Source organism: Amycolatopsis sp. WAC 04197, from assembly GCF_003947475.1.
GTDB classification, from domain to species: Bacteria; Actinomycetota; Actinomycetes; order Mycobacteriales; family Pseudonocardiaceae; genus Amycolatopsis; species Amycolatopsis japonica.
The window spans coordinates 447,076-466,218 of sequence record NZ_QHJK01000001.1; the positions used below are offsets into that span (position 1 = coordinate 447,076).

General features: G+C 67.7%; 19 protein-coding genes and 7 tRNA genes. 15 read left to right on the forward strand and 11 right to left on the reverse strand.

Going from position 1 to position 19,143, the window contains the following annotated elements; all coding sequences use genetic code 11:
- The first annotated feature begins 1 nt into the window (after position 1).
- Positions 2 to 502 carry an FBP domain-containing protein gene (locus DMC64_RS02165; protein WP_037333327.1) on the forward strand — a complete coding sequence of 167 codons (501 nt, stop codon included), beginning with the start codon at positions 2 to 4 and terminating at the stop codon, positions 500 to 502.
- A 50-nt stretch (positions 503 to 552) separates the two neighbouring features.
- Here DMC64_RS02165 and DMC64_RS02170 read toward each other — a convergent pair whose 3' ends face one another.
- Complete coding sequence (locus DMC64_RS02170) at positions 553 to 1,368, reverse strand: class I SAM-dependent methyltransferase (RefSeq protein WP_037333326.1); 816 nt, start codon at positions 1,366 to 1,368, stop codon at positions 553 to 555.
- 77 nt (positions 1,369 to 1,445) lie between these two features.
- Complete coding sequence (locus tag DMC64_RS02175; protein WP_125731708.1) at positions 1,446 to 2,138, reverse strand: FadR/GntR family transcriptional regulator; 693 nt, start codon at positions 2,136 to 2,138, stop codon at positions 1,446 to 1,448.
- A gap of 74 nt (positions 2,139 to 2,212) precedes the next feature.
- Here DMC64_RS02175 and DMC64_RS02180 point away from each other — a divergent pair, with 74 nt between their 5' ends.
- From DMC64_RS02180 to DMC64_RS02190, 3 genes are all read left to right on the forward strand, one after another.
- Positions 2,213 to 2,839, forward strand: a complete 627-nt coding sequence (locus DMC64_RS02180; RefSeq protein ID WP_125732804.1) for a GNAT family N-acetyltransferase — start codon at positions 2,213 to 2,215, stop codon at positions 2,837 to 2,839.
- The gene (locus DMC64_RS02185; RefSeq protein ID WP_125731710.1) at positions 2,840 to 3,193 is read left to right on the forward strand and encodes a VOC family protein; all 354 of its coding nucleotides are present in this window, start codon (positions 2,840 to 2,842) and stop codon (positions 3,191 to 3,193) included.
- Between the two features lie 81 nt (positions 3,194 to 3,274).
- Positions 3,275 to 4,036: a sulfite exporter TauE/SafE family protein gene (locus DMC64_RS02190; RefSeq protein WP_125731712.1), complete on the forward strand. Its 762-nt coding sequence runs from the start codon at positions 3,275 to 3,277 to the stop codon at positions 4,034 to 4,036.
- 49 nt (positions 4,037 to 4,085) lie between these two features.
- Here DMC64_RS02190 and hisC read toward each other — a convergent pair whose 3' ends face one another.
- A complete protein-coding gene (hisC, locus tag DMC64_RS02195; RefSeq protein ID WP_037333317.1) occupies positions 4,086 to 5,141 on the reverse strand; it encodes a histidinol-phosphate transaminase in 1,056 nt (351 codons plus the stop codon).
- Positions 5,142 to 5,238: 97 nt separating this feature from the next.
- On the opposite strand from hisC, the gene DMC64_RS02200 reads away from it, so the two are divergent.
- The 8 genes from DMC64_RS02200 to DMC64_RS02235 all read left to right on the forward strand — a co-directional run bounded on the left by DMC64_RS02200 (position 5,239) and on the right by DMC64_RS02235 (position 12,240).
- Entirely contained in the window at positions 5,239 to 5,871 is a 633-nt protein-coding gene (locus DMC64_RS02200; RefSeq protein WP_037333315.1) for a dienelactone hydrolase family protein, read from the forward strand.
- A 48-nt stretch (positions 5,872 to 5,919) separates the two neighbouring features.
- Entirely contained in the window at positions 5,920 to 6,399 is a 480-nt protein-coding gene (locus DMC64_RS02205) for a hypothetical protein (RefSeq protein WP_233629538.1), read from the forward strand.
- Positions 6,399 to 7,532, forward strand: coding sequence for a PPE domain-containing protein (locus DMC64_RS02210; RefSeq protein WP_125731714.1), 1,134 nt, complete (start codon positions 6,399 to 6,401; stop codon positions 7,530 to 7,532). The genes DMC64_RS02205 and DMC64_RS02210 overlap by 1 nt, the downstream gene beginning before the upstream one ends.
- On the forward strand, positions 7,532 to 8,293 hold the full coding sequence (locus tag DMC64_RS02215; RefSeq protein ID WP_125731716.1) for an ESX secretion-associated protein EspG: 762 nt from the start codon (positions 7,532 to 7,534) through the stop codon (positions 8,291 to 8,293). The genes DMC64_RS02210 and DMC64_RS02215 overlap by 1 nt, the downstream gene beginning before the upstream one ends.
- A gap of 19 nt (positions 8,294 to 8,312) precedes the next feature.
- Positions 8,313 to 10,289: an acetoacetate--CoA ligase gene (locus DMC64_RS02220; protein WP_125731718.1), complete on the forward strand. Its 1,977-nt coding sequence runs from the start codon at positions 8,313 to 8,315 to the stop codon at positions 10,287 to 10,289.
- Positions 10,290 to 10,319: 30 nt separating this feature from the next.
- Positions 10,320 to 11,969 (forward strand): phosphatidylglycerol lysyltransferase domain-containing protein, encoded by a 1,650-nt coding sequence (locus DMC64_RS02225; RefSeq protein WP_125731719.1) that lies wholly within the window; start codon positions 10,320 to 10,322, stop codon positions 11,967 to 11,969.
- A 65-nt stretch (positions 11,970 to 12,034) separates the two neighbouring features.
- Positions 12,035 to 12,124 (forward strand) — tRNA-Ser (locus DMC64_RS02230).
- A gap of 42 nt (positions 12,125 to 12,166) precedes the next feature.
- Positions 12,167 to 12,240, forward strand: a tRNA-Arg gene (locus tag DMC64_RS02235).
- Between the two features lie 70 nt (positions 12,241 to 12,310).
- On the opposite strand, the gene DMC64_RS02240 is transcribed toward DMC64_RS02235, so the two are convergent.
- The 6 genes from DMC64_RS02240 to DMC64_RS02255 all read right to left on the reverse strand — a co-directional run bounded on the left by DMC64_RS02240 (position 12,311) and on the right by DMC64_RS02255 (position 14,035).
- On the reverse strand, positions 12,311 to 13,471 hold the full coding sequence (locus DMC64_RS02240) for an HNH endonuclease signature motif containing protein (RefSeq protein WP_125731721.1): 1,161 nt from the start codon (positions 13,469 to 13,471) through the stop codon (positions 12,311 to 12,313).
- A 112-nt stretch (positions 13,472 to 13,583) separates the two neighbouring features.
- A tRNA-Cys gene (locus DMC64_RS42615) sits at positions 13,584 to 13,658 on the reverse strand.
- 15 nt (positions 13,659 to 13,673) lie between these two features.
- Positions 13,674 to 13,745: transfer RNA gene (locus DMC64_RS02245), tRNA-Arg, on the reverse strand.
- A gap of 3 nt (positions 13,746 to 13,748) precedes the next feature.
- Positions 13,749 to 13,837 (reverse strand) — tRNA-Ser (locus DMC64_RS02250).
- Positions 13,838 to 13,850: 13 nt separating this feature from the next.
- Positions 13,851 to 13,927, reverse strand: a tRNA-Pro gene (locus DMC64_RS42620).
- Positions 13,928 to 13,962: 35 nt separating this feature from the next.
- Positions 13,963 to 14,035: transfer RNA gene (locus tag DMC64_RS02255), tRNA-Arg, on the reverse strand.
- A gap of 610 nt (positions 14,036 to 14,645) precedes the next feature.
- Here DMC64_RS02255 and DMC64_RS02260 point away from each other — a divergent pair.
- Complete coding sequence (locus DMC64_RS02260) at positions 14,646 to 15,821, forward strand: YDG/SRA domain-containing protein (RefSeq protein ID WP_199754853.1); 1,176 nt, start codon at positions 14,646 to 14,648, stop codon at positions 15,819 to 15,821.
- Here DMC64_RS02260 and DMC64_RS02265 read toward each other — a convergent pair.
- Positions 15,818 to 16,381: a TetR family transcriptional regulator gene (locus tag DMC64_RS02265; protein ID WP_125731723.1), complete on the reverse strand. Its 564-nt coding sequence runs from the start codon at positions 16,379 to 16,381 to the stop codon at positions 15,818 to 15,820. The two genes, DMC64_RS02260 and DMC64_RS02265, sit on opposite strands and share 4 nt — an antisense overlap.
- Before the next feature lie 47 nt (positions 16,382 to 16,428).
- Here DMC64_RS02265 and DMC64_RS02270 point away from each other — a divergent pair, with 47 nt between their 5' ends.
- A complete protein-coding gene (locus DMC64_RS02270) occupies positions 16,429 to 17,097 on the forward strand; it encodes an SDR family NAD(P)-dependent oxidoreductase (protein WP_125731725.1) in 669 nt (222 codons plus the stop codon).
- Between the two features lie 4 nt (positions 17,098 to 17,101).
- Positions 17,102 to 17,995 (forward strand): SWIM zinc finger domain-containing protein, encoded by an 894-nt coding sequence (locus DMC64_RS02275; RefSeq protein WP_125731727.1) that lies wholly within the window; start codon positions 17,102 to 17,104, stop codon positions 17,993 to 17,995.
- Here the strand turns inward: DMC64_RS02275 and DMC64_RS02280 are convergent.
- Positions 17,992 to 18,984: a tetratricopeptide repeat protein gene (locus DMC64_RS02280; RefSeq protein WP_125731729.1), complete on the reverse strand. Its 993-nt coding sequence runs from the start codon at positions 18,982 to 18,984 to the stop codon at positions 17,992 to 17,994. The genes DMC64_RS02275 and DMC64_RS02280 overlap by 4 nt on opposite strands.
- Positions 18,985 to 19,143 lie beyond the last annotated feature (159 nt).

A 19,143-nucleotide genomic window follows, 5' to 3' on the forward strand; every position in this document is an offset into this window, starting at 1 on the left:
TATGGAACCGCTGGGCCAGGACGAGATCAGAGCGTCCTTCGTGAACTGCACCCGAGGCGAGGCCAAGGGGGTCACGCTGCCCGCCCGGCCCGAAGAGATCCCTTGGGAGAAAAGGGAATTCCTCGGCTGGCGCGACCCGAAGGCCGCCGCTCGGGCGTATCTCGTGCTGCCGTACCGCGGGGAGACCGTCGGGCTTTCCCTGCGCGCCGCGCCGCGGCCGAAGGGCCGTGTGCTGCTGAGCAACATGTGCGGCCTGTGCACGACGACACATCCGCTGTCCGACATCGCGCTGTTCTCCGGCCGCCGCGCCGGGAAGCTCGGGCGCGAGGGCAACACGCTCGGCATCTACGCGTGCGCGAATCTGGCGTGCAGCCAGTACATCCGCGGCGAGCTGAAGTCGGACGTGCCGCAGCCGGCGGAAACGCTGTCGCTCGAAGAACGCGTCTCCCGGCTGGAGGACAAGCTGCACCGGTTCGTGGAGCGGGTACTCGAGTCACGCTGACCTACCAGCGGTAGAACGCATTTAGAGGACTAAATGCGTTCTACCGCGCCTCAGAACCGCATCCGCAGGATCCGCCCCATCTTCTTGAACGCCGGGAACAGCCCCGCGAACCACAGCTGCGCCCGCATCGACCCGGAAAGCCGGTCCTTCACCTCAGGCGTCGCGTAATCCGTCGAATCGAGTTTCGACACCAGCGTCAGCCCGAGCCGCTCCAATTCGGAAATCTCGTCGATGCCCCAGTACAGCGTCGCGTTGGCTTTGCGGACAACGGGATTCAGCTTCTGCAGTTTGATTCCCAGCCTGCTGAAGATGTCGAAGACCATTTCGCCGCCCTGCGGGAAATGCGCGATCAGCCGCCGCAGCAATTCCTCGCCTTCGGACGGCCGCAGGTACATCGTCAGCCCCTCCGCGATCACCAGACCGGGTTTGTCCGACGGGATCTCGTCGATCCAGCCGAAGTCCGTCACCGACGAGCCGATGGTCCGGTAGCCGTCCCGTTCGGGATAGATCCGGGCGCGCAGGTCGACGACCTCGGGGTAGTCGACGTCGAACCACCGCACCGTGGGCGGCGGGTCGACGCGGTACACGCGGCTGTCCATGCCGCAGCCGAGCTGGACGACGGTCGCGTCCGGGTGCTCCCGCAGGAACGACGCGGCCCAGTCGTCCATCGGTTTGGCGCGTAGCGCGACGGTCAGCCCCATGTCGGCGTTCACACCCAGCGAGGCGAAGTCGTAGTCGATCTGCTTGACGGCCTCGTCGGCGGCCTTGTCGCCGAGGATCGGCCGCTCGCCGCGGGCGTCGAGCGCCCGGCCGTACAACGTGGCGAGCATCGTCGCCTTCTCTTCGGTGAACCGGACCTTCTCCACCGCACACCCCCGTCAGAAGTTTCACAAACTTCTGAAAACAATACTCGCGCGAGGGCGGTCGCGCCATCAAGGAAGCGTTAATCCCCGGACGTGTAGTCGTGGACGTAGGTCTTCGCGTCGAGCAGATGCCGCAAGGTGATCTCCCGCGCGGCCGCCGCGTCCGACCGGCGGATCGCTTCGAGGATCGCGCGATGTTCGTCGACGGCCTTGCGGATCTGCCCCGGAAGCCGCAGCGCCGCCCGCCGCTCCTCGCCGACCAGTGCGAGCACCGAACGCAGCAGATCGGTGACGTCGTCGTTGCCGGCGTTGCCCGCGATCACCCGGTGGAATTCGGCGTCGGCCGCGATCACGCGCAGCATGTCGCCGTCGGCGGCGGCCTGGTCCATCTCGTCGACGGTGCTTTCCAGCCGGGCGAGCACCCGCGGCGTGTGCTCGAGCGCCAGCCGCTCGGCCAGCGTCGGCTCGACGGTGGTCCGCAGGTCGAAGAGTTTCTCGACCAGTTGCTCGTGTTCGGAGAACCAACCGCGCAACGGCTGTTCGCCGAGGTTCTCGCGGACGTAGGTGCCCGAACCCGGCCGCACCTGCACGTAACCGATGGAGTCCAGCACCCGCAACGCCTGCCGCAGCGAACCGCGGCTGATCCCGAGCTGCTCGCAGAGCGCCCGTTCGGCGGGCAGTCTCGACCCGGCGGGGAGCCTGCCCGAGTCGATCATCGTGCGCAGATGATCGACGGTCGCACTCCACACCTGTTCGCGCTCGTCGTCGGCCACGGCCCCATCCTCGCAGGCCCGGCGGGACGTCCGGAATTGTCGGTGCGGGATGTCATCCTGTGCCGATGACTGGGGTGGCAGGGCTGATCAAGGCATGGGTGCACGGCTGGGCGCTCTCCCGCGGCGTCGGGCTCCCCGTCGCCGAGCCGGACGGTTACCGGCTCGACGTCGGGCGTCCGGGGCATCGCGTGCGGTACGTGCTGGCGGACACCGGATCGGTCGCGAGCCGGGCGCGTTCGCTGACCGAGCCCGGAACGTGGTTGAAGGTGAGCGGTTCCCGTGAGGAAGTGGCGAAGACGGTGCCGCCGGAGTGGCAGGTCGGCCCGCCGGAATACCTGATGAGCGCGCCGATCGCGCTCCGTCCCGTCATGGCCGCGCCCGAGCCGTACCGGGCGGAGCTGGTCGGCGACGGCGTCGTCACCGACGTCGTCGTGCGCGCGCCCGACGGTTCGCGCGCGGCCACCGGCCGGGTGGCGATCGCCGGCGGCACCGCGGTGATCGATCAGGTCGTGACAGAGCCCGAGCACCAGCGGCGAGGGCTGGGCCGGTTCGTGATGCGCAGGCTCGACGAGGTGGCGGTCGCTGCCGGGGCGGAGCGGGCGGTCCTGGTCGCGACGGAGGAGGGGCGCGCGTTGTACCTGACGCTGGGCTGGACGGTCGCCACGGAGATCACCGCGGCTCATCTGCCGGAGGAGAACTGAATGGCGGCGGTGTTCAAGGACATCTGTCTCGACGCGAGCGACCATCAGGCCCTCGCGGACTGGTGGTGCGCCGCGATGGGCTACATCCGCCGCCACCGGGACGAGCGGCCGGTGGAGTGGCCGGTCGCGATCGAGGACCCGGCCGGTCGTGGCCCGCTGATCTGGGTCAACCCGGTGCCCGAGGCGAAGACCGTGAAGAACCGCATGCACATCGACGTCTTCGGCTCGACGGCCGAGCTGGTCGCCGCCGGCGCGCGGCTCGTCCGGGCCAGGGACGGCGAGATCGACTGGGACATCCTCGCGGATCCGGAAGGCAACGAGTTCTGCGTGTTCGCCCCGTCGAACGGGACATAACGGGCTCGTCGAATGTTCGACCAGACACATCCGCAGCGCGAAAGGAGGTAACGGTGCTTAGGGTGCGGACGTGAGTGCTTTATGACGTGGTGGCACGCGGTCGTGATCTTCGTCGCGGGGCTCTGGGCAGGCACCATCAACACGGTCGTCGGTTCGGGCACGCTCGTGACCTTCCCGGTCCTGGTCGCGCTCGGCTACTCGCCGCTGACGGCGACGACCTCCAACGCGATCGGCCTCGCCCCCGGCACGGTGAGCGGGGCGATCGGCTACCGGGAAGAGCTCAAGGGCTACTGGCCCCAGGTCGTCAAACTCGCCGTCGCGTCGTTCTTCGGCGCGATCTGCGGGACGATCCTGTTGCTCTCGTTGCCGAAGGACGCTTTCGAGACCGTCGTACCCGCGCTCGTCGGGCTCGCGGTGGTGCTCGTGATCGTGCAGCCGCGCGTGGCCGCCTGGGTCACGAAGCGCCGCGAGGAGAACGGGAAGGTCCACAAGATCGGGCCGCTCCTGTTGTTCCTGATCTTCCTGATCGGCATCTACGGCGGATACTTCACGGCCGCGCAGGGCGTGATGATGATGGCCGTGATGGGGATGCTGATGTCGGAGTCGCTGCAACGGCTCAACGGCGTCAAGAACGCCCTGTCCGCGGTCGTGAACATCGTCGCGGGCGCGATCTACGCCTTCATCGCGCCGGTCAGCTGGCCCGTGGTCGCGCTGCTCGCGGTCGGGTCGACGATCGGCGGCCAGATCGGCGCCAAGATCGGCCGCAAGCTTTCGCCGAAGGTGCTTCGCGGCGTGATCGTCGTGATCGGCCTCGCCGCGATGGTGCAACTGCTCCTCAAGTAGGAAACGGCCCGCACTCCGTCGACGAAGTGCGGGCCGCCCCGAACCCTTGTCAGCGCGGGAAGTCCCCGGCCGCTTCGAGGAAGAGGTCGTTCTCCTCAGGCGTCCCGATGGTCACTCGCGCGCCTTCGCCCGCGAAGGGACGCACGATCAGCTTCCGCTCCAGGGCGTGCTCCGCGAACTCCGTCGTCCGCTCGCCCAGCGGCAGCCAGACGAAGTTCGCCTGCGTCTCCGGCACCTCGTAACCCTTGGCCACCAACGCATCCCGGACCCGGGTGCGTTCCGAGACGATCTCCTTGCAGCGTTCCAGCAGTTCGTCGGCCGCGTCGAGCGAGGCGATGGCCGCCGCCTGGGCGATCATGTTCACCGAGAACGCGACGTAGACCTGCTTCAACGCGACGGTGATCGCTTCCGGGGCCACCGCGTAACCCACGCGAAGGCCGGCGAGGCCGTACGCCTTCGAGAACGTCCGAAGCACCGCGACGTTGTCCCTGCCGCGCGCGAGTTCGACGCCGTCCGGCACCTCGGCGTCGGTCACGAACTCCTTGTACGCCTCGTCGAGCACGACGAGCACGCCCGAGGGCACGGCGTCGAGGAAGCGTTCGAGTTCCGCGCGCCGCAGGACCGTTCCGGTCGGGTTGTTGGGGTTGCACACGAAGACCAGCCGCGTCTTCGGCGTGATCGCGGCCAGCATCGCGTCGAGGTCCAACCCATGCCCGGCCGTGAGCGGCACCTTCACGCTCACGGCGTTCGCCACCTGCGTGACGATCGGGTACGCCTCGAACGAGCGCCACGGGAAGACGACCTCGTCGCCCGGGCCGCACAGGGCCTGGATCATCTGCTGGCAAAGGGAAACCGAACCGCAGCCGACGGCGATCCGGTCGACGGACTCGTTCAGCTCGCGGGCCAGCCGCTCGACGAGCGCGGAAGCCGTGATGTCCGGGTACCGGTTGATGCCCTGCGCCGTCTCGGCTATGGCCTGCGCCACACTCGGCAGCGGTCCACCGGGGACCTCGTTGCTCGCCAGCTTGATCGCGCCCTGGATTGTCCGGCCAGGGACGTACTTCGGCAACGATTCGAGATCCGCACGCGGCGAAACAGGTGACATCTTCGGCGCTCCTACGTCTGGGGGACGGCTCCGACACCGTATCCTCCCGCGCGGGCGCAAGCTCCGAATATTTACCTAAGAGTGGTCTGATGGAGGAATGACCCTGACGACCACCGTGGAACATCAGCACGCCGACGGCCACACGCTGCGCCTGACCTTCGCCGAACCGGATGGTGTCGTCCGCGGCGGACTCGTGGTGCTGCACGAGGAGGCCGAAGAGGTCGAAGAGGGTTTGGGCCTGCTCCTGGCCGGTCTCGCCGGCGAAGGCTGGCTCACCGTCACACCGCATCTCGACCGGGACAACCTCACGCAGCAGGACCTGCTCGAAGCCACCGACGCGACGCTCTCCTGGCTCGCGGAGCGCGGCGTCCAAGCGGATCTCGTCGGTGTCGTCGGTTTCGACCTCGGGGGCACGGCCGCGCTGGTCGTGGCGTCGAACCGCAGGCTGGGCGCGGCGGTCAGCGTCGGCGGGCAGGGTGTCACCGGGCTGCCGGTCCTCGTCGAGATCGCGGGACGGCTCACCAGCCCGTGGCTCGGCATGTACGGCGACGCCGGCGACGAGGCCGGAGGTGCCGAGGTCGAGCAGCTGCGTGACGCGGCGGCGACGGCGAACGTCGCGACGAACGTCGTCCACTATCCGGGCGCCAATCACCGCTTCGACGCAGACCCGGACGCGGCCGCGGAAGCCTGGCAGCGCACGTTGAATTGGTTCGACGCCCACCTGCGCTGACCCCGTTCGCGCTAGCATTCCCCTCAAGATGTGACAGGGGAGGGTCGAATGGCACAGTCACCCAAGGTGCCCGTGACGCCACAAGCCGCGTTCGGAGCTTCGGCTCCGGCGCTGGCTCCGGTGGCGGGTCAGATCCGGGACTCCAAGACCGATGCCAAGAAGGGGGCCGTCAAGGTCTCCGAGGACGCCGCCAAGAAGCTCGTCGACGCCCTGCTCAAGGCGCGCCAGGAGCTCAACGCGCTGATCAAGGACTCGACGGAGTTCAACGCGCCGCTGAAGCTGGGCGACAACGTCGTCGGGCACACCATGAGCGATCGTTTCCAGGGCGCCGCGAACAAGGGGACCGAGGCGGCCGTACCCGTGCTCAAGGACTTCGCCAAGGTGCTCAAGGACTTCCAGCTCACCGTGATGGCGGCGCGGAAGATGTACGTCGCCGCGGACGAGGAGGGCCAGGAGCAGCTTGAACGGGTCGCCCGCCGGTTCGACATGGAGGACATCGTCGGCCACGTGCGGAAGGACGAGCACTGATGCGCATCCTGCCCATGCCGTGGCCGCCGCGGGAGCCCGAACCGCAGCCGGGCCCCGAAAGCCTCACCGCCGACATCGACTGGATGAGCTACTCGCATCGAGAGCTCTACGCGATGGTCCACAACGAGCTGGACCTCGCGAGCGCGGAAGCCGTCGCCGCGCAGTGGACGAAGATCAGCGCCTTCCTCGACCGGGTCGGTTCCGAGCTCCGGGCGGCCCTCGCGGCCACCGCCGACGGCTGGACGGGCGAGGGCGCGGACAGGGCCCGCGACGCCGCGATCAAGCTCGTCGACTGGGCGGGCGAGACGGGCTGGCGGGCGGAGAACGTCGCGAACTGCGTGCGCCGCCAGGCGGACATCGCCGAAACCGCGCGCCGCACGATGCCCGAGCCACCGGGATACGCGCCGCGCCCCAAGTTGCCGGAGCCGCCGAAGCGGCGTCCGATCCCGGTCTCCGATTCGACGCAGGCCATGTCGACCTCGGCACCGTCGGGATCCGAGTTCGCCGAAGCCGGGCGGATCGTCGCCGAACCCACCGACGAGAGCTCGCAGGATCTGCACCGCCAGGCCGCCGACGTGATGAAGCGGATGCAATTCAGCTCCGGCGAGGTTTACGAGAACGTTCCGAGCTTCACGTCGTACGGCAAACAGCCGAAGATCCTTGAGACGCCCGAAGAACCGAAGCCGAAACCCGAAGAACCGAAGCCGGAGCCGGTCCCGCCGCCGGACGACTCGACACACAGCAGCGGCGCCGACGACGCGGCCCCGATCCAGGTGCGCGAGCCGGTCGAGGCGCCGCGCGGGCCAGGCGCGGGCAGCGGCGCCTACGTGCCACCGCCGCCCGGCACCGTCGGAGGGACCCAGGAACAGCTCGGGCAAGGCGGCCGGTCCGGCGCCGGTGCCGGTGGTTTCGGGCCGTCGGGGCAGCCCGGGCAGCCGGCCGGGACCCGCGCCGCGGCCGCGGGCATGGGCGGCTTCGGCGGTATGCCGATGGGGATGGCGCCTTCGCAAGGGCGGCAGGGCGAAGAAGCGCACAAGGCGCCGGACTACCTCGTCGAGGATTCCGACGTATGGGGCCTCAGCGGGCATGTCACGCCGCCGGTCATCGGCGAGGACCCGAGGAGCGGTCGCTGATGGACTGGATCCGGCTGCACGTCGGCGAGCTGTTCCTGCTCTGGTCGGCGCACGGACGCGACGAACTGCCCGCGGTGCTGGAGGTCCCGCACGTCGGGCGGACACCGGAGTTCCGCGCGGAGCTGGTGACCACGGCGAGCGCGACGCTGTCGGAACGCGGCCTCGGCACGGTGGACGCGCCCGCGCCCGAACTGGTCCGGCTGCTGCACACCGTCGCGAACAGCGAACTCACGCTCGATCTGCGGCTCGACGGGGATCCGGCGTACCGGGCGGTCGGCTGCGTATCCGATCGCGGCGCGGTCGTGATCGGCGTTTCGGGCACCGACGTCGAGTTGGCGGCCCTGCGGGAACCGCTCGTCGCCGCGACGCTGCTGCAGGCTTTGCCGCCGTGCGAGCAGGGGCGGGGCCTGTCGGTCAATCTGCGTGTCGACGACTACACGGCCGCGTGCGAGGCGGGGGAGCGTGGCGGGCAGCCGGCGTTCTCCGACGTCCTGCGCGACGCCGGGCTGAGGGAACCCGAGATCATCGTCATGGTGCGGATCGCGACGCAGCGGATCGGCAGTGGGCGGCTCGGCGCGGTCAGGAAGTCTTGGGAAGGCCGCTGGGTGCGCGGAGAGGGTACGTTGACCTGGGTCGACACCCCCGACGGCCGCTACGGGCTCCGGCGCGATCGAGGGTGGCTGACCGTCACCCCGCTCGACGCATCACGGCTGAAGTCGATGGCGTACGAGCTGTTCACGGGGGCTCGCCAAGCAGGTTAACGAGGGTTAACATCGCGGGGTGACTCACACCGCCGACGCCCCGGAAGTGCTCTGGCGCCCCGAGCCGAGCCGCCTGCCCGACACCAAGATCGACGCGTTCCGCCAGTGGCTGCGCACCGAACGCGGCGTGGAGGTCGACGACTACAACGCGTTGTGGGAGTTCTCCACGCGGCGGGTGCCGGAGTTCTGGTCCGCCGTCGCCGAGTTCCTCGGCGTGCGCTGGCACGAGCAGCCCGGTGAGGTGCTCACCGGTGAGATGCCGAACGCCCAGTGGTTCGCGGGCGGCACCCTGAATTACGCCGAGCACTCGCTCATGCCCGGCGTCGCGGGCGCCGCGAAGGCCGACGACGAGATCGCCGTGATCTTCCACCGCGAGGACGGCCTCTCGTCGCAGCTGACGTACGGTGCGTTGCGCTCCGCCGTCGCCGCCGCGCGGCAAGGGCTGCGCGAACTCGGAGTGTCCAAAGGGGACAGGGTCGTCGCGCTGGCGCCGAACTGCCCGCAGACGCTGATCGCCTTCCTCGCCACCGCGAGCCTCGGCGCCATCTGGTCGTCGTGCTCGCCGGACTTCGGTGTCCGCGCGATCACCGACCGCTTCGCGCAGATCGAGCCGAAGGTGCTCATCGCGGTCAACGGCTACGTCTACAATGGACGGTGGTTCGACAGCCGGTCGACGGTGAACTCGTTGCGCGACGAGATCCCCACGCTCGAAGCGACCGTGCTCGTCGACTACGCCGGCGGCCGCCTCGACGGCACCCTCGATTGGGACGAGCTGCTCACCGACAACGCCGGCGCGGAGCTGGCCTTCGAACCCGTCGACTTCGCCCACCCGCTGTGGGTCCTGTACTCCTCGGGGACCACCGGCCTGCCGAAGGGCATCGTCCACGGGCACGGCGGGATCACCCTCGAACACCTCAAAGCCCTTGCCCTGCAAAGCGATCTCGGCCCGGGCGATCGGTTCTTCTGGTTCACCACCACCGGCTGGATGATGTGGAACTTCCTCATCTCCGGCCTGCTGACCGGCACCACGATCGTGCTCTTCGACGGCAGCCCCGGCAGCCCGGACCTCAACGTGCTGTGGCATCTGGCCGAGCAGCACCGCGTGACGTACTTCGGCACGTCGGCGCCGTACATCCAGAGCTGCCTGAAGGCCGGGATCAAACCGGCCGAGCGCTTCGACCTGACGGCGTTGCGCGCCTTGGGATCCACCGGCGCGCCGCTGAGCGTCGAGGGCTTCCGGTGGATCGTCGACGAGGTGGGCAAACGCGTCCAGATCTGCTCGGTGTCCGGTGGCACGGATCTGTGCGCGGCGTTCGTCGCGTCGGCCCCGGACGTCCCGGTCTGGCTGGGCGAACTCTCGGTCCGCGCGCTCGGTGCCGCCGTCGCCGCCTTCGACGAGGACGGCAAGCCGGTGGTGGAGACGGTCGGCGAACTGGTGATCACCGAGCCGATGCCGTCGATGCCGGTGTTCTTCTGGAACGACCCGGACGGCTCGCGGCTGCGCGAGGCGTATTTCGAGATGTACCCGGGGATCTGGCGACACGGCGACTGGATCCGGATCACCGGCCGCGGCTCCGCCGTCATCTACGGGCGCAGCGATTCGACGCTCAATCGCGGCGGCGTCCGGATGGGCACGGCCGAGTTCTACCGCGTCGTCGAATCGTTCGACCAGGTCGCGGACTCGCTCGTGATCGACACTTCGGCGGCGGGCAACGAGGACGGGCAGCTGCTGTGCTTCCTCGTGCTGACCGAAGGCGCGTCGCTCGACGAGGTCGAACCCGCGCTGCGCAAGGAACTGCGCGGAGCCCTCTCGCCGCGGCACGTGCCCGACCGGTTCGTCCAGGTGAGCGAGGTGCCCCGCACGCTCAACGGCAAGAAGTGCGAGGTCCCGGTCAAGAAGATCCTTTCGGGGGTCTCACCTGACCGCGCCGTCAGCCGGGATGCCCTGCTGAACCCCGACGCCCTTGTACCGTTCGTAGAGCTGGCAAGGAGCTGACAGGGGCGGGATTTGGCAGGTGCTTGGCGGGTGGCGGGCGCCACCACGGTGGCGGTGATCACCTGGGTGACGCGGCTGGCCGGGTTGCTGGCACTGGTCTCGGTGCTGGTCCCGGCCGGGCGGCGCACCCTGCGCGGGCACGTCGCCACCTGGCTGGAACTGCCGCACGAGGCCACGGTCGGCGCGGCGACGGTCGCGCTGGTGACCGGCGTGCTGCTGATGCTGCTCGCCACCGGTCTCAAACGACGGAAGCGGCGGGCCTGGCAACTGGCGGTCGCCGCGGCCGCGCTGCTGACGGTGTCACACCTCGGGCTGCGGCACACCCTCGGCGCGGGGCTCGTGTCGCTCGCGCTGCTGATCGCCCTGATCGCGACGCGGCGGCACTTCATCGCGCTCCCCGATCCGGTGACCGGCCGGTGGCGCGCGATCCGGGTCTTCCTGCAACTGACGGTCGCCGGCGTCGCGATCAACTTCGCGCTGCTGTCGGTCGCGCCTGTCGACGCGGGTGTCGGCGACCGCCTGGCGCAGTCGACGCTGGCCCTGATCGGCGTGAGCGGCCCGGTGACGTTCCCCGCGCTGTGGCTGGAAGACCTCTCGGCGGCGGTCGGCCTGCTGTTCGGGATCGGCGCGGTGCTGCTGGCGGCGTACTTCCTCCTCCGCTCGGCCGAACCCGCCCCGGAGCTGACCGACGAGGAGGTCGAGCGGCTCAGGGGGCTGCTGGGGGAGCGGGACTCGCTGGGGTACTTCGCACTGCGCCGGGACAAGTTCGTGGTCTTCTCGAAGTCGGGGAAGGCCGCGGTGACCTATCGGGTGATCGCCGGGGTCGCGCTGTGCTCGGCGGACCCGCTCGGTGACCCGGAAGCGTGGCCCGGCGCGATCGAGGAGTACCTGGACGTCTGCCGGCGGTACGCGTGGACCCCGGCGACGATGGGCTGCTCGGAACTGGGCGCGACCGTCTGGGCCCGCTTCGGGCTCGAAGTGCTGGAGATCGGCGACGAGGCCGTCGTCGACACCGACACCTTCACGCTCGAAGGGCGCGTCATGCGCGGAGTCCGCCAAGCCGTCTCACGCACGAAGCGCGCCGGCTACACCGCGCGGATCCGAAAGGCCGAAGACCTACCGGCCGCGGAACTCGACGAACTGCGCGCCCTCGCCGCCACCTGGCGCGGCACGGATACGGAACGCGGCTTCTCGATGGCCCTCGGCCGCATGGGCGACCCGGGCTCGGTCCTCGTGACCGCCGAACACGACGGTCAGGTGCGCGGCGTCCTCCAGTTCGTCCCCTGGGGTGAGAAAGGCCTGTCGCTGGACGTCATGCGCCGCGACCGGACCGCCGACAACGGCGTCAACGAACTGATGATCTCCGAGCTGCTTCTGACGACGCCAGCCCAGCACGTCTCCCTGAACTTCGCCGCCTTCCGCGCGGTGCTGGAACAAGGCCAACGCATCGGCGCCGGCCCCGTCGCGCGCCTATCCGCCCGGACACTGCGATTCTTCTCACGCTGGATCCAGATCGAGACCCTCTACCGCTTCAACGCGAAGTTCCAGCCGCGCTGGGTCCCGCGCTACCTCGCCTACCCCGCGGCCCGAGACCTCCCTCGCGTCGGCGTCGCCGTCTTCGAAGCCGAAGGACTCGGCGGACGCCCATCTGGCCTGCTCAGAGCCCTGCAACGCGTCTAAGGGGGGTGCCTTCCGAGGGGGTCCAGGGGGTGTGTAACCTATTTGAGCAGTGGTCGTTGGGCCTGGGAGGCTTCGCCTAGTCTGGTCTATGGCGCCGCACTGCTAATGCGGTTGGGGGTGACCCCCCCTCCCGGGTTCAAATCCCGGAGCCTCCGCTGGTGCCTGTTCCGGCAGGTGCTAGATTGATAACTGAACAAGCGCCCGTAGCTCAGCTGGATAGAGCATCTGACTACGGATCAGAAGGTCAGGGGTTCGAATCCCTTCGGGCGCACGTCTGGTTGAGACAGCACTAAGGCCCTCTCGTTCGCGGGAGGGCCTTTTTGTCTGTCCGTTGTGGAGCGTTACTGGTCGGCCTTGCGGTGGAGTTCGGCAGCCCTGGCACGGAAACGACGCTTGATGGCGGCGCGGTTGGCTCCGCGGGTTTTCGCCGCATGGCAGTTTGGACACAGCGCGATCATGACGGATGGGTGATCAAGCCCGCTCAGTGCGAGATCGTCGACGTGGTCCACTTCAAGGATCGCCTCACCACCAGGTGCGGTGTCGAAGGGCATGCCTGTGCAGTCGTCGTTCTCGCAGTCGCCGTCCGCGCGGACGAGCACTGCATCACGTACGGCCCGACTGCGGGGAAAGAGATTTCGGGTTCCCTTGGACGGCTTGCGTCCACCGCGACCAGCCTTCGATGACTTGTCGATGAGGCGAAGGTAGTCCTGGTAGGTCTTCTTTCGCTGGCTGCTCGTGGCGTTCTCGGCTGGCGGCTGCGGCGGAGGCGTGTCCTTGATGTCTCCGTCGTCAATGAGCTTGCGCACACGATCCGGCCAAGTGGCTAGCTCGGGGCCGGGGACCGCCATCACTTGGAACGCATACTCGAGACGGAGTTCTTTGTTGTCGTCAGGTGACCACACCTGCGCTCGGCTCAGGATTGCTACCCACGTAGTGAACTTGAAGGTGCCACCTGCCGGTCGGTACCAATACCGCACGGCCTCGCGATTTCTGCGAGCGCTGTCGAGTGCCTTGTTGCCTCGTATGAGCTTTTGGTTGCCCTCACGCCCCTCACCGCGATACTCGAAGGGGTTTATAGCGTCTGGTGGTTCGTCGGCGTACGGCCCCTCTTCGTCGGAGAAAATATTGAGGACACCGTCGCCAAGGAACGTGGTTATCCCGGCGACCCCGTTGCCGCCAAAGGTGTTCCGGATGGTGGTTCGGTTGGGGTACTCCGCCCCCAGCAGTGGGGGCCACACTCGGGCCGTTGTCGAGCTGGCGAAGCCAAGTCGGCTGAGGCGGCGTGCTGCGGCTTCTCCGGTGAGATCGGAGGCGGGGAGTTTGTCGCGGTCTGGATGCTGAACCTTGTACGCGAGACTGGCAACTTTCTCGGCGTGGTAGTACTTGCCGTCGAGTTCGAGGACGAAGGCGCGAGTGAACCCGGCCCCGGTTACTCCTGGGTCGATGACATCGCACTGTTGTACTGCCGTGAGCACCGCGTCTCGACTCGTGAGCTCCTTCAAGGACACCTGGATACCCCCATTCGAACGTACGTCCGAATGTAGCGCAGGGGCTTGCGGCAGTGGAACTCTATTGCCACCTACGCAACTGTGTCGCCAGATGGTTACTCTGCGGTGGAGACCCACCCGGGAGTCGAACCCGGAGTCCAACGGCTTTGCAGGCCGCCGCACGACCGTCGTGAAGTGGGCCGAGTTGGGATCATCGTGCCCTCGGCAGGAGTCGAACCTGCGTTCCCGGCTTCGGACGCCGGCGTCGTATCCGTTGGACCACGAGGGCTTGCGGAGGATGCAGGATTCGAACCTGCGCGACGCTCTCACGCCGACCACCGTTTTCGGGACGGTTGCCTTACCGGACTCGGCCAATCCTCCTTGTCGTACTGCTTGGTCGGACGCCCGCGAGTCGAACGCGGTGACTCCTGATCCCAAATCAGGTGGGGTCGCCAGTGCCCCTCGCATCCGTCGACCGGCGTATCCCCCTCCGATACGCCGACCAGTACCCCTGCCAGGACTCGAACCTGGGACCTCCGCATTCGTAGTGCGGCGCTCTGTCCACCTGAGCTACAGGGGAGAGGTGGAGACGAGTGCACGCCTCCACCGGCGCTCGTCCTGGCCGCCTCTTTCGGCGACGGGGACGAGCTTTGGGAAAAGTCTTCTGTTGTCAAGGTTCGCGCTGAATAGGCAGCGTCGAGCACCGGCGGGAGGAGTCGAACCCCCTGGATACGGTTTTGGAGGCCGTTCCGCTTCCCAAGCTCGCCGATAGAGAATTATTTTGCGCAGCAAAAAGAGAAGCCGCCCATCAGTTTCCTGATGGACGGCTCCCTCGCATCACACGCGCTATGGCGTCATGATGGGGAGCCTTTGTCGGCAAGAACTTGCTGGTCAGCTCGGTGTGAGCCTCGCCAGGGACAGCGCGACGGACATACGGCGGTGGGCGCGACGGCTGAATGCCAACGCTGTGCCTTTCCCGCGTGCATGTTCATCATGGCTGCTCCTGAGATTGGTGAGTGCTGTAACTATGACTGATGAATCAACATAGTGCAATGCTATTTACCGATCCCGCTCTTCGGACAGGGTATGGGCTCCGCGGGGTGGGTGCCGCGAGCATGAGGCCAAAGCAAAGTTGATGTTCGTCCGGTTGAGGGTGTTGCGCTGCCGCAAGTTGGCCTAGCGTCTTGTTGTGGGCTTGAACGACATCTCTCGAGAAGCGGTGCTTGCGGCGATCGCTGAGCACGACAACGTTGGTGCCGAGCGCTTCAGGCGTCTGCAGGGTGTGACGCGTGCATCTCGCTACGTGGTGATGCACGAGGGATCGGATTACGACGCGAAAGTGCTCGTGCTGTCAGCGCACCGCTCAGTGGTCGGCGCGGAGCTCGGTGTGGCTGACTTGGGGGCAGCGGAAGAAAAGCTGATTGCTCGCCTGGGTCGTCTCGGGTTCGAGTTCAGGAACGTCGAGACTCACCGGCTGGCTGTCGGCGGAGAAGGGTTCGGGGAGATCCCTGGTATCCCTGAGGGGACTACGTTCGTCAACCGGCGAGACGCGTTCGATCGTGGAGTCCACAAGCAGCTTCAGGCTGGCATTTCCGGGAAAGGCGATACTGGAGCGAAGTCCATCGTTGTCTCTGGTGGGTACTCAGACGACAAGGACTTTGGGGATGAGATCATCTATACCGGCCATGGCGGGCGGAGTCCGTCAGGAAAGCAGATTGAAGATCAAAGCTTTAAAGCCAGTGGAAACGCTGCTTTGGTGACAAGCAGTGTTACTGGTGAGCCTGTTCGGGTGATCCGTGGCGCCGACAAGAAATCCTCCTATGCGCCAGATTCGGGTCTTCGCTATGACGGCCTTTACCGGGTTGCCGAGGTGTGGCGTCAGCCCGGTAAGGATGGCTTCATGGTTTGCCAGTTCCGCATGATGAAGCTGGCGGTTGGGACCGTGGTGGCTGCGGAGCCGCAAACTCAGGCGTTGCTGCCGATTCCTGCAGGTAACGATGCTCCCGCTAGGGTGTCTGCCAAGGTGCAGCGCTTGGTTAGGTCCACGCAGGTGGTCAACTACGTGAAACAAGTGCATGACGATGTGTGTCAGACTTGTGGGGTTCGATTGAGGATTGGCGACAAGGCCTATTCTGAAGGGGCTCATATTCGCGGCCTTGGGCGCCCGCATAACGGCCCTGATGTCTACTCAAACGTCCTCTGTCTATGCCCTAATTGCCACGTGCTGTTTGATTATGGGGCCATGGTGATTAGTGAGGACATGAAAGTCGTCGTGCATGGCGAGGTGGTGAGCGAGTTGCGTCAGCATGTAGACCACCACATTGATAAGGATCATCTCGATTACCACCGAGAGCACTACGCTTAAGACCCGCGCTCAAAGACGCTGGTCAGCGTCTCCCGGATCAGCCCCGCCAGATCCGCCTCCCCATCCGTCTCCGCCCACCGCAGCAGCGCGACATGCGCCGCCCCAAGGCACGCCATCGCCGTAGCCCGCACCCGAAACTCCTCTTCGGGCGAACAACCGAGCGCGGCCACGATCGCGTCCGCCGTCGCGTACTGGCTGTCCAGATGCCGCGCCCGTAGCGCCGGCACCGAGATCATCAGCCGCAGCCGCGCCAGCAGGAACGCCTTCTCCGACGAAGACCCGTGAGCGGCCGTCTTCGAGAGCGCGTGTCCGATCCGCGCGGGCAAGGGCCCAGGGGGCGCGGCAGCGACGGCCGAAGCGGTCACGGGGTCGTATTCGTCGTAGAGGACCAAGTCCTCCTTTGTCGGGAAGTGCCGGTAGACCGTCATCGCCGAGACGCCGGCGGCCGCGGCGACGTCGGCGACGGTGGTCGCGTCGTAGCCGACGTCGGTGAAGAGGCGGATGGCGTGCGTCTGGACGGCGAGCCGGGTTTCGGCGCGCTGGCGGTCTCGGAGGCTCACGTGGTAGACACTATCAAAGTGTTAGTCACTAACATCTGGGGTGCGCAATGAAGACGGCATTGGTGACGGGGGCCTCGCGGGGGATCGGGGCGGCGATCGCGCGGCGGCTCGAAAAGGACGGCATCGAAGTCCTGAGACACGACAGCACCAAGGGCGACTTGTCGACCATGGACGGAGTCGACAAAGCCCTGGAGGGCATCGACAGCCTGGACATCCTGGTCAACAACGCGGCGGCCGCACCGGGAGGGCCGATCGAGACCGACACGCCCGAGGGCTTCGACCACCTGATGGCGGTGAACGTGAAGGCGCCGTACTTCCTCATCCAGCGGGCACCGCTGAACGACGGCGGCCGCATCGTCAACATCTCGTCGGTCGCCACCAGGATGGCCAACCCGGCGCAGACGTCCTTCGCGATGACCAAGGGCGCGCTCGAGACGATGAGCCGCACCCTCGCCCACCAGCTCGGGCCACGCGGGATCACGGTCAACGTCGTCGCGCCGGGCGCCACCAGGACCGCGGACAACGGCCGGATCTTCACGCCGGAGCTGGAGGCCGCCATAAAGACGCTCACCGCGCAGCGAAGGCTCGGCACCGCGGAAGACATCGCGGACGTCGTCGCGTTCCTCGTTTCCGACGACGCCCGGTGGGTGACCGGGCAGGTCCTCGACGCGAGCGGTGGGTTGTTCCTCGGTCCTCCGGCGCAAGGCGCAGAATAGGCCGGTGACGTGGTTCAGCGAGGACGAACTCCGCAGGCAAGCCGGTGACGTCTCGTTCGCGCGCGGCGCCAAGTACCTGGAGTCGGTCGAGACGCTGGACGACGTCGCGGGCGGGGTGACGGCCGTGGTCAGCGGCACCGACCGCTACACGGTCCGGTTGCGCAACGTCGACGGCGAGCTGGTCGGCGAGTGCTCCTGCCCGCACGCGGCGGACGGCTTCTTCTGCAAGCACTGCGTGGCCGTCGGGCTGCTGGTCCTCGAAGGGGTGGCGGACGGCGGCGCGGCCGACATCCGTGGGTACGTCGAGACGTTGGACCGCGACGAGCTGGTCGAACTGCTCGTCGGGCACGCGAACGAGGATCCGGTCCTGTTCCGCAAACTCTCGCTCAAGGCGGGCCGCGGCGACCTCGACGCGTTGCGCCGCCACGTCGAGGGAACGTTGCGGTTGCGCGGTTTCGTCGGCTTCCAGGGCACGGTCGCGTACACCGAGAAGGTGCGCGAGGTGCTCGCCACCGCCAGGGAACTCATGGACGGACCGTTGCTGTGCCGCGTCATCGAGCTGGTCGTGGAGGCGTTGGACTTCGTCGAGGACTCCTTCGGCGTGCTCGGCTCCGAGGTGTCGGGCGCGCTCGCGCTGTACGCGGAAGCCTGCGCGGACACGCCACCGGAGCCCAAGGAGCTCGCGGAGTGGTTGCTACGGCTGGATCTCGACGGTTCCGGCCGGGTCGACGTGAACATCGCGGACTTCACCGCGGGCCTCGGTTTCGAGGGGCTCGCGGTGTTCCGCGCCGGCGTCGAGGAGCGGTGGCGGCTCGACGACGGCGAGGACCCGTATCGCAGCCGCAAGCTCCAGCGGCTGCGCGAGGGGTTCGCGGCGATGCGGAATTGGCAGGCCTAGTACCGCTGCCGGTTGCGGTACAGCTCCTCCAGATCCCGTAGGCCCGCCTGGTCGCCGGTGTCGGCGGCCGCGCGGAACCAGTGTTCGGCCTCCTGGAAGTTGCCGTGGTCGGCGGCCAGCCTGCCGAGGTTGGTGTACGCGGGAACGCTGCCGAGTTCCGCGGCCTTCCGGTACCAGGCGGTGGCCTCACCGGGGTCGTTCCGGTCGTTGGCCAGCACGCCGAGGTTCGTCATCGCGGCGGCGTCGCCTCGTTTGGCGGCCTTGAGATACCAGCGTTCGGCGGCGTCGAGTTCGCCGCGGCGGTGCAGCACCAGGCCGAGGCGGACGGCGGCGTCGGGGGCACCGGCGGCCGCGGCCGCGTGGAAGCAGCTTTCGGCGCGCGTGAGGTCACCTCGTTGCTGCGCCTGATGGCCGAGTTTGATCAGCGACGCCGCGTCGGCCTCTTCGCTCGCCTTGCGCCACCAGGGATCCGCTTCGGACGTCCGGCCGGTGTCGCACAGCACCGCGCCGAGCGTGATCATGCCTTCGACGTTGCCCGCCTCGGCGGCCTCGCCCGCCCAGTATTCGGCTTCCTCGAGATCGCCACTGCGGTGCCTTGACCGCGCGAGTTCCGCCATCGCCTCGACGCGGCCTTCGGCGGCGGCCCGGCGCCACCAGTCCTCCGCCGCCTCCCGATCCCCACGGCGCGCACAGAGATTTCCCAGATGCGACATGGCCTGCGAATCACCGGCGGTCGCGGCTTCGCGGTACCAGCGTTCGGCCTGTTCCGGTACGCCGCGCTCGTTCAGGAGATGCGCCAGGTTGCCCATCGCGACCCTGTCCCCGCCCTCGGCGGCCTTGCGGAACCACGTCTCGGCCCCGTCGAGATCACCACGCTCCAGCGCGGTGGATCCCATCCGTGCCATGGCGATCACGTGCCCGCGTTCCGCGGCCTTCCGGTTCAGATAGTCGTCGACCCGGGTGTTCCACTTACGTTTTTCGGCGCCCACAAGCCCGCTCCTTCCGGCAGCGTCCCTGGGGTAGTCGCTGCTCAAGGCCCCGATGTGACAACAACTACCGGGTGTCATCGCCGTGTCGCGCCCGGTTTCCCCGCGCCGCGCGGCGATACTTGGCGCTCCCCATCCCCCGTCGAGAGGAACCGCGCGGTG

What these genes read in the sequence shown, in the direction of transcription:
- DMC64_RS02165 (WP_037333327.1), top strand. Translation starts at nt 2, where the DNA reads ATGGAACCGCTGGGCCAGGACGAGATCAGAGCGTCCTTCGTGAACTGC.
- DMC64_RS02185 (WP_125731710.1), top strand. Translation starts at nt 2,840, where the DNA reads ATGGCGGCGGTGTTCAAGGACATCTGTCTCGACGCGAGCGACCATCAG.
- DMC64_RS02190 (WP_125731712.1), top strand. Translation starts at nt 3,275, where the DNA reads ATGACGTGGTGGCACGCGGTCGTGATCTTCGTCGCGGGGCTCTGGGCA.
- hisC (WP_037333317.1), bottom strand. Translation starts at nt 5,141, where the DNA reads ATGTCACCTGTTTCGCCGCGTGCGGATCTCGAATCGTTGCCGAAGTAC.
- DMC64_RS02200 (WP_037333315.1), top strand. Translation starts at nt 5,239, where the DNA reads ATGACCCTGACGACCACCGTGGAACATCAGCACGCCGACGGCCACACG.
- DMC64_RS02205 (WP_233629538.1), top strand. Translation starts at nt 5,920, where the DNA reads ATGGCACAGTCACCCAAGGTGCCCGTGACGCCACAAGCCGCGTTCGGA.
- DMC64_RS02210 (WP_125731714.1), top strand. Translation starts at nt 6,399, where the DNA reads ATGCGCATCCTGCCCATGCCGTGGCCGCCGCGGGAGCCCGAACCGCAG.
- DMC64_RS02215 (WP_125731716.1), top strand. Translation starts at nt 7,532, where the DNA reads ATGGACTGGATCCGGCTGCACGTCGGCGAGCTGTTCCTGCTCTGGTCG.
- DMC64_RS02270 (WP_125731725.1), top strand. Translation starts at nt 16,429, where the DNA reads ATGAAGACGGCATTGGTGACGGGGGCCTCGCGGGGGATCGGGGCGGCG.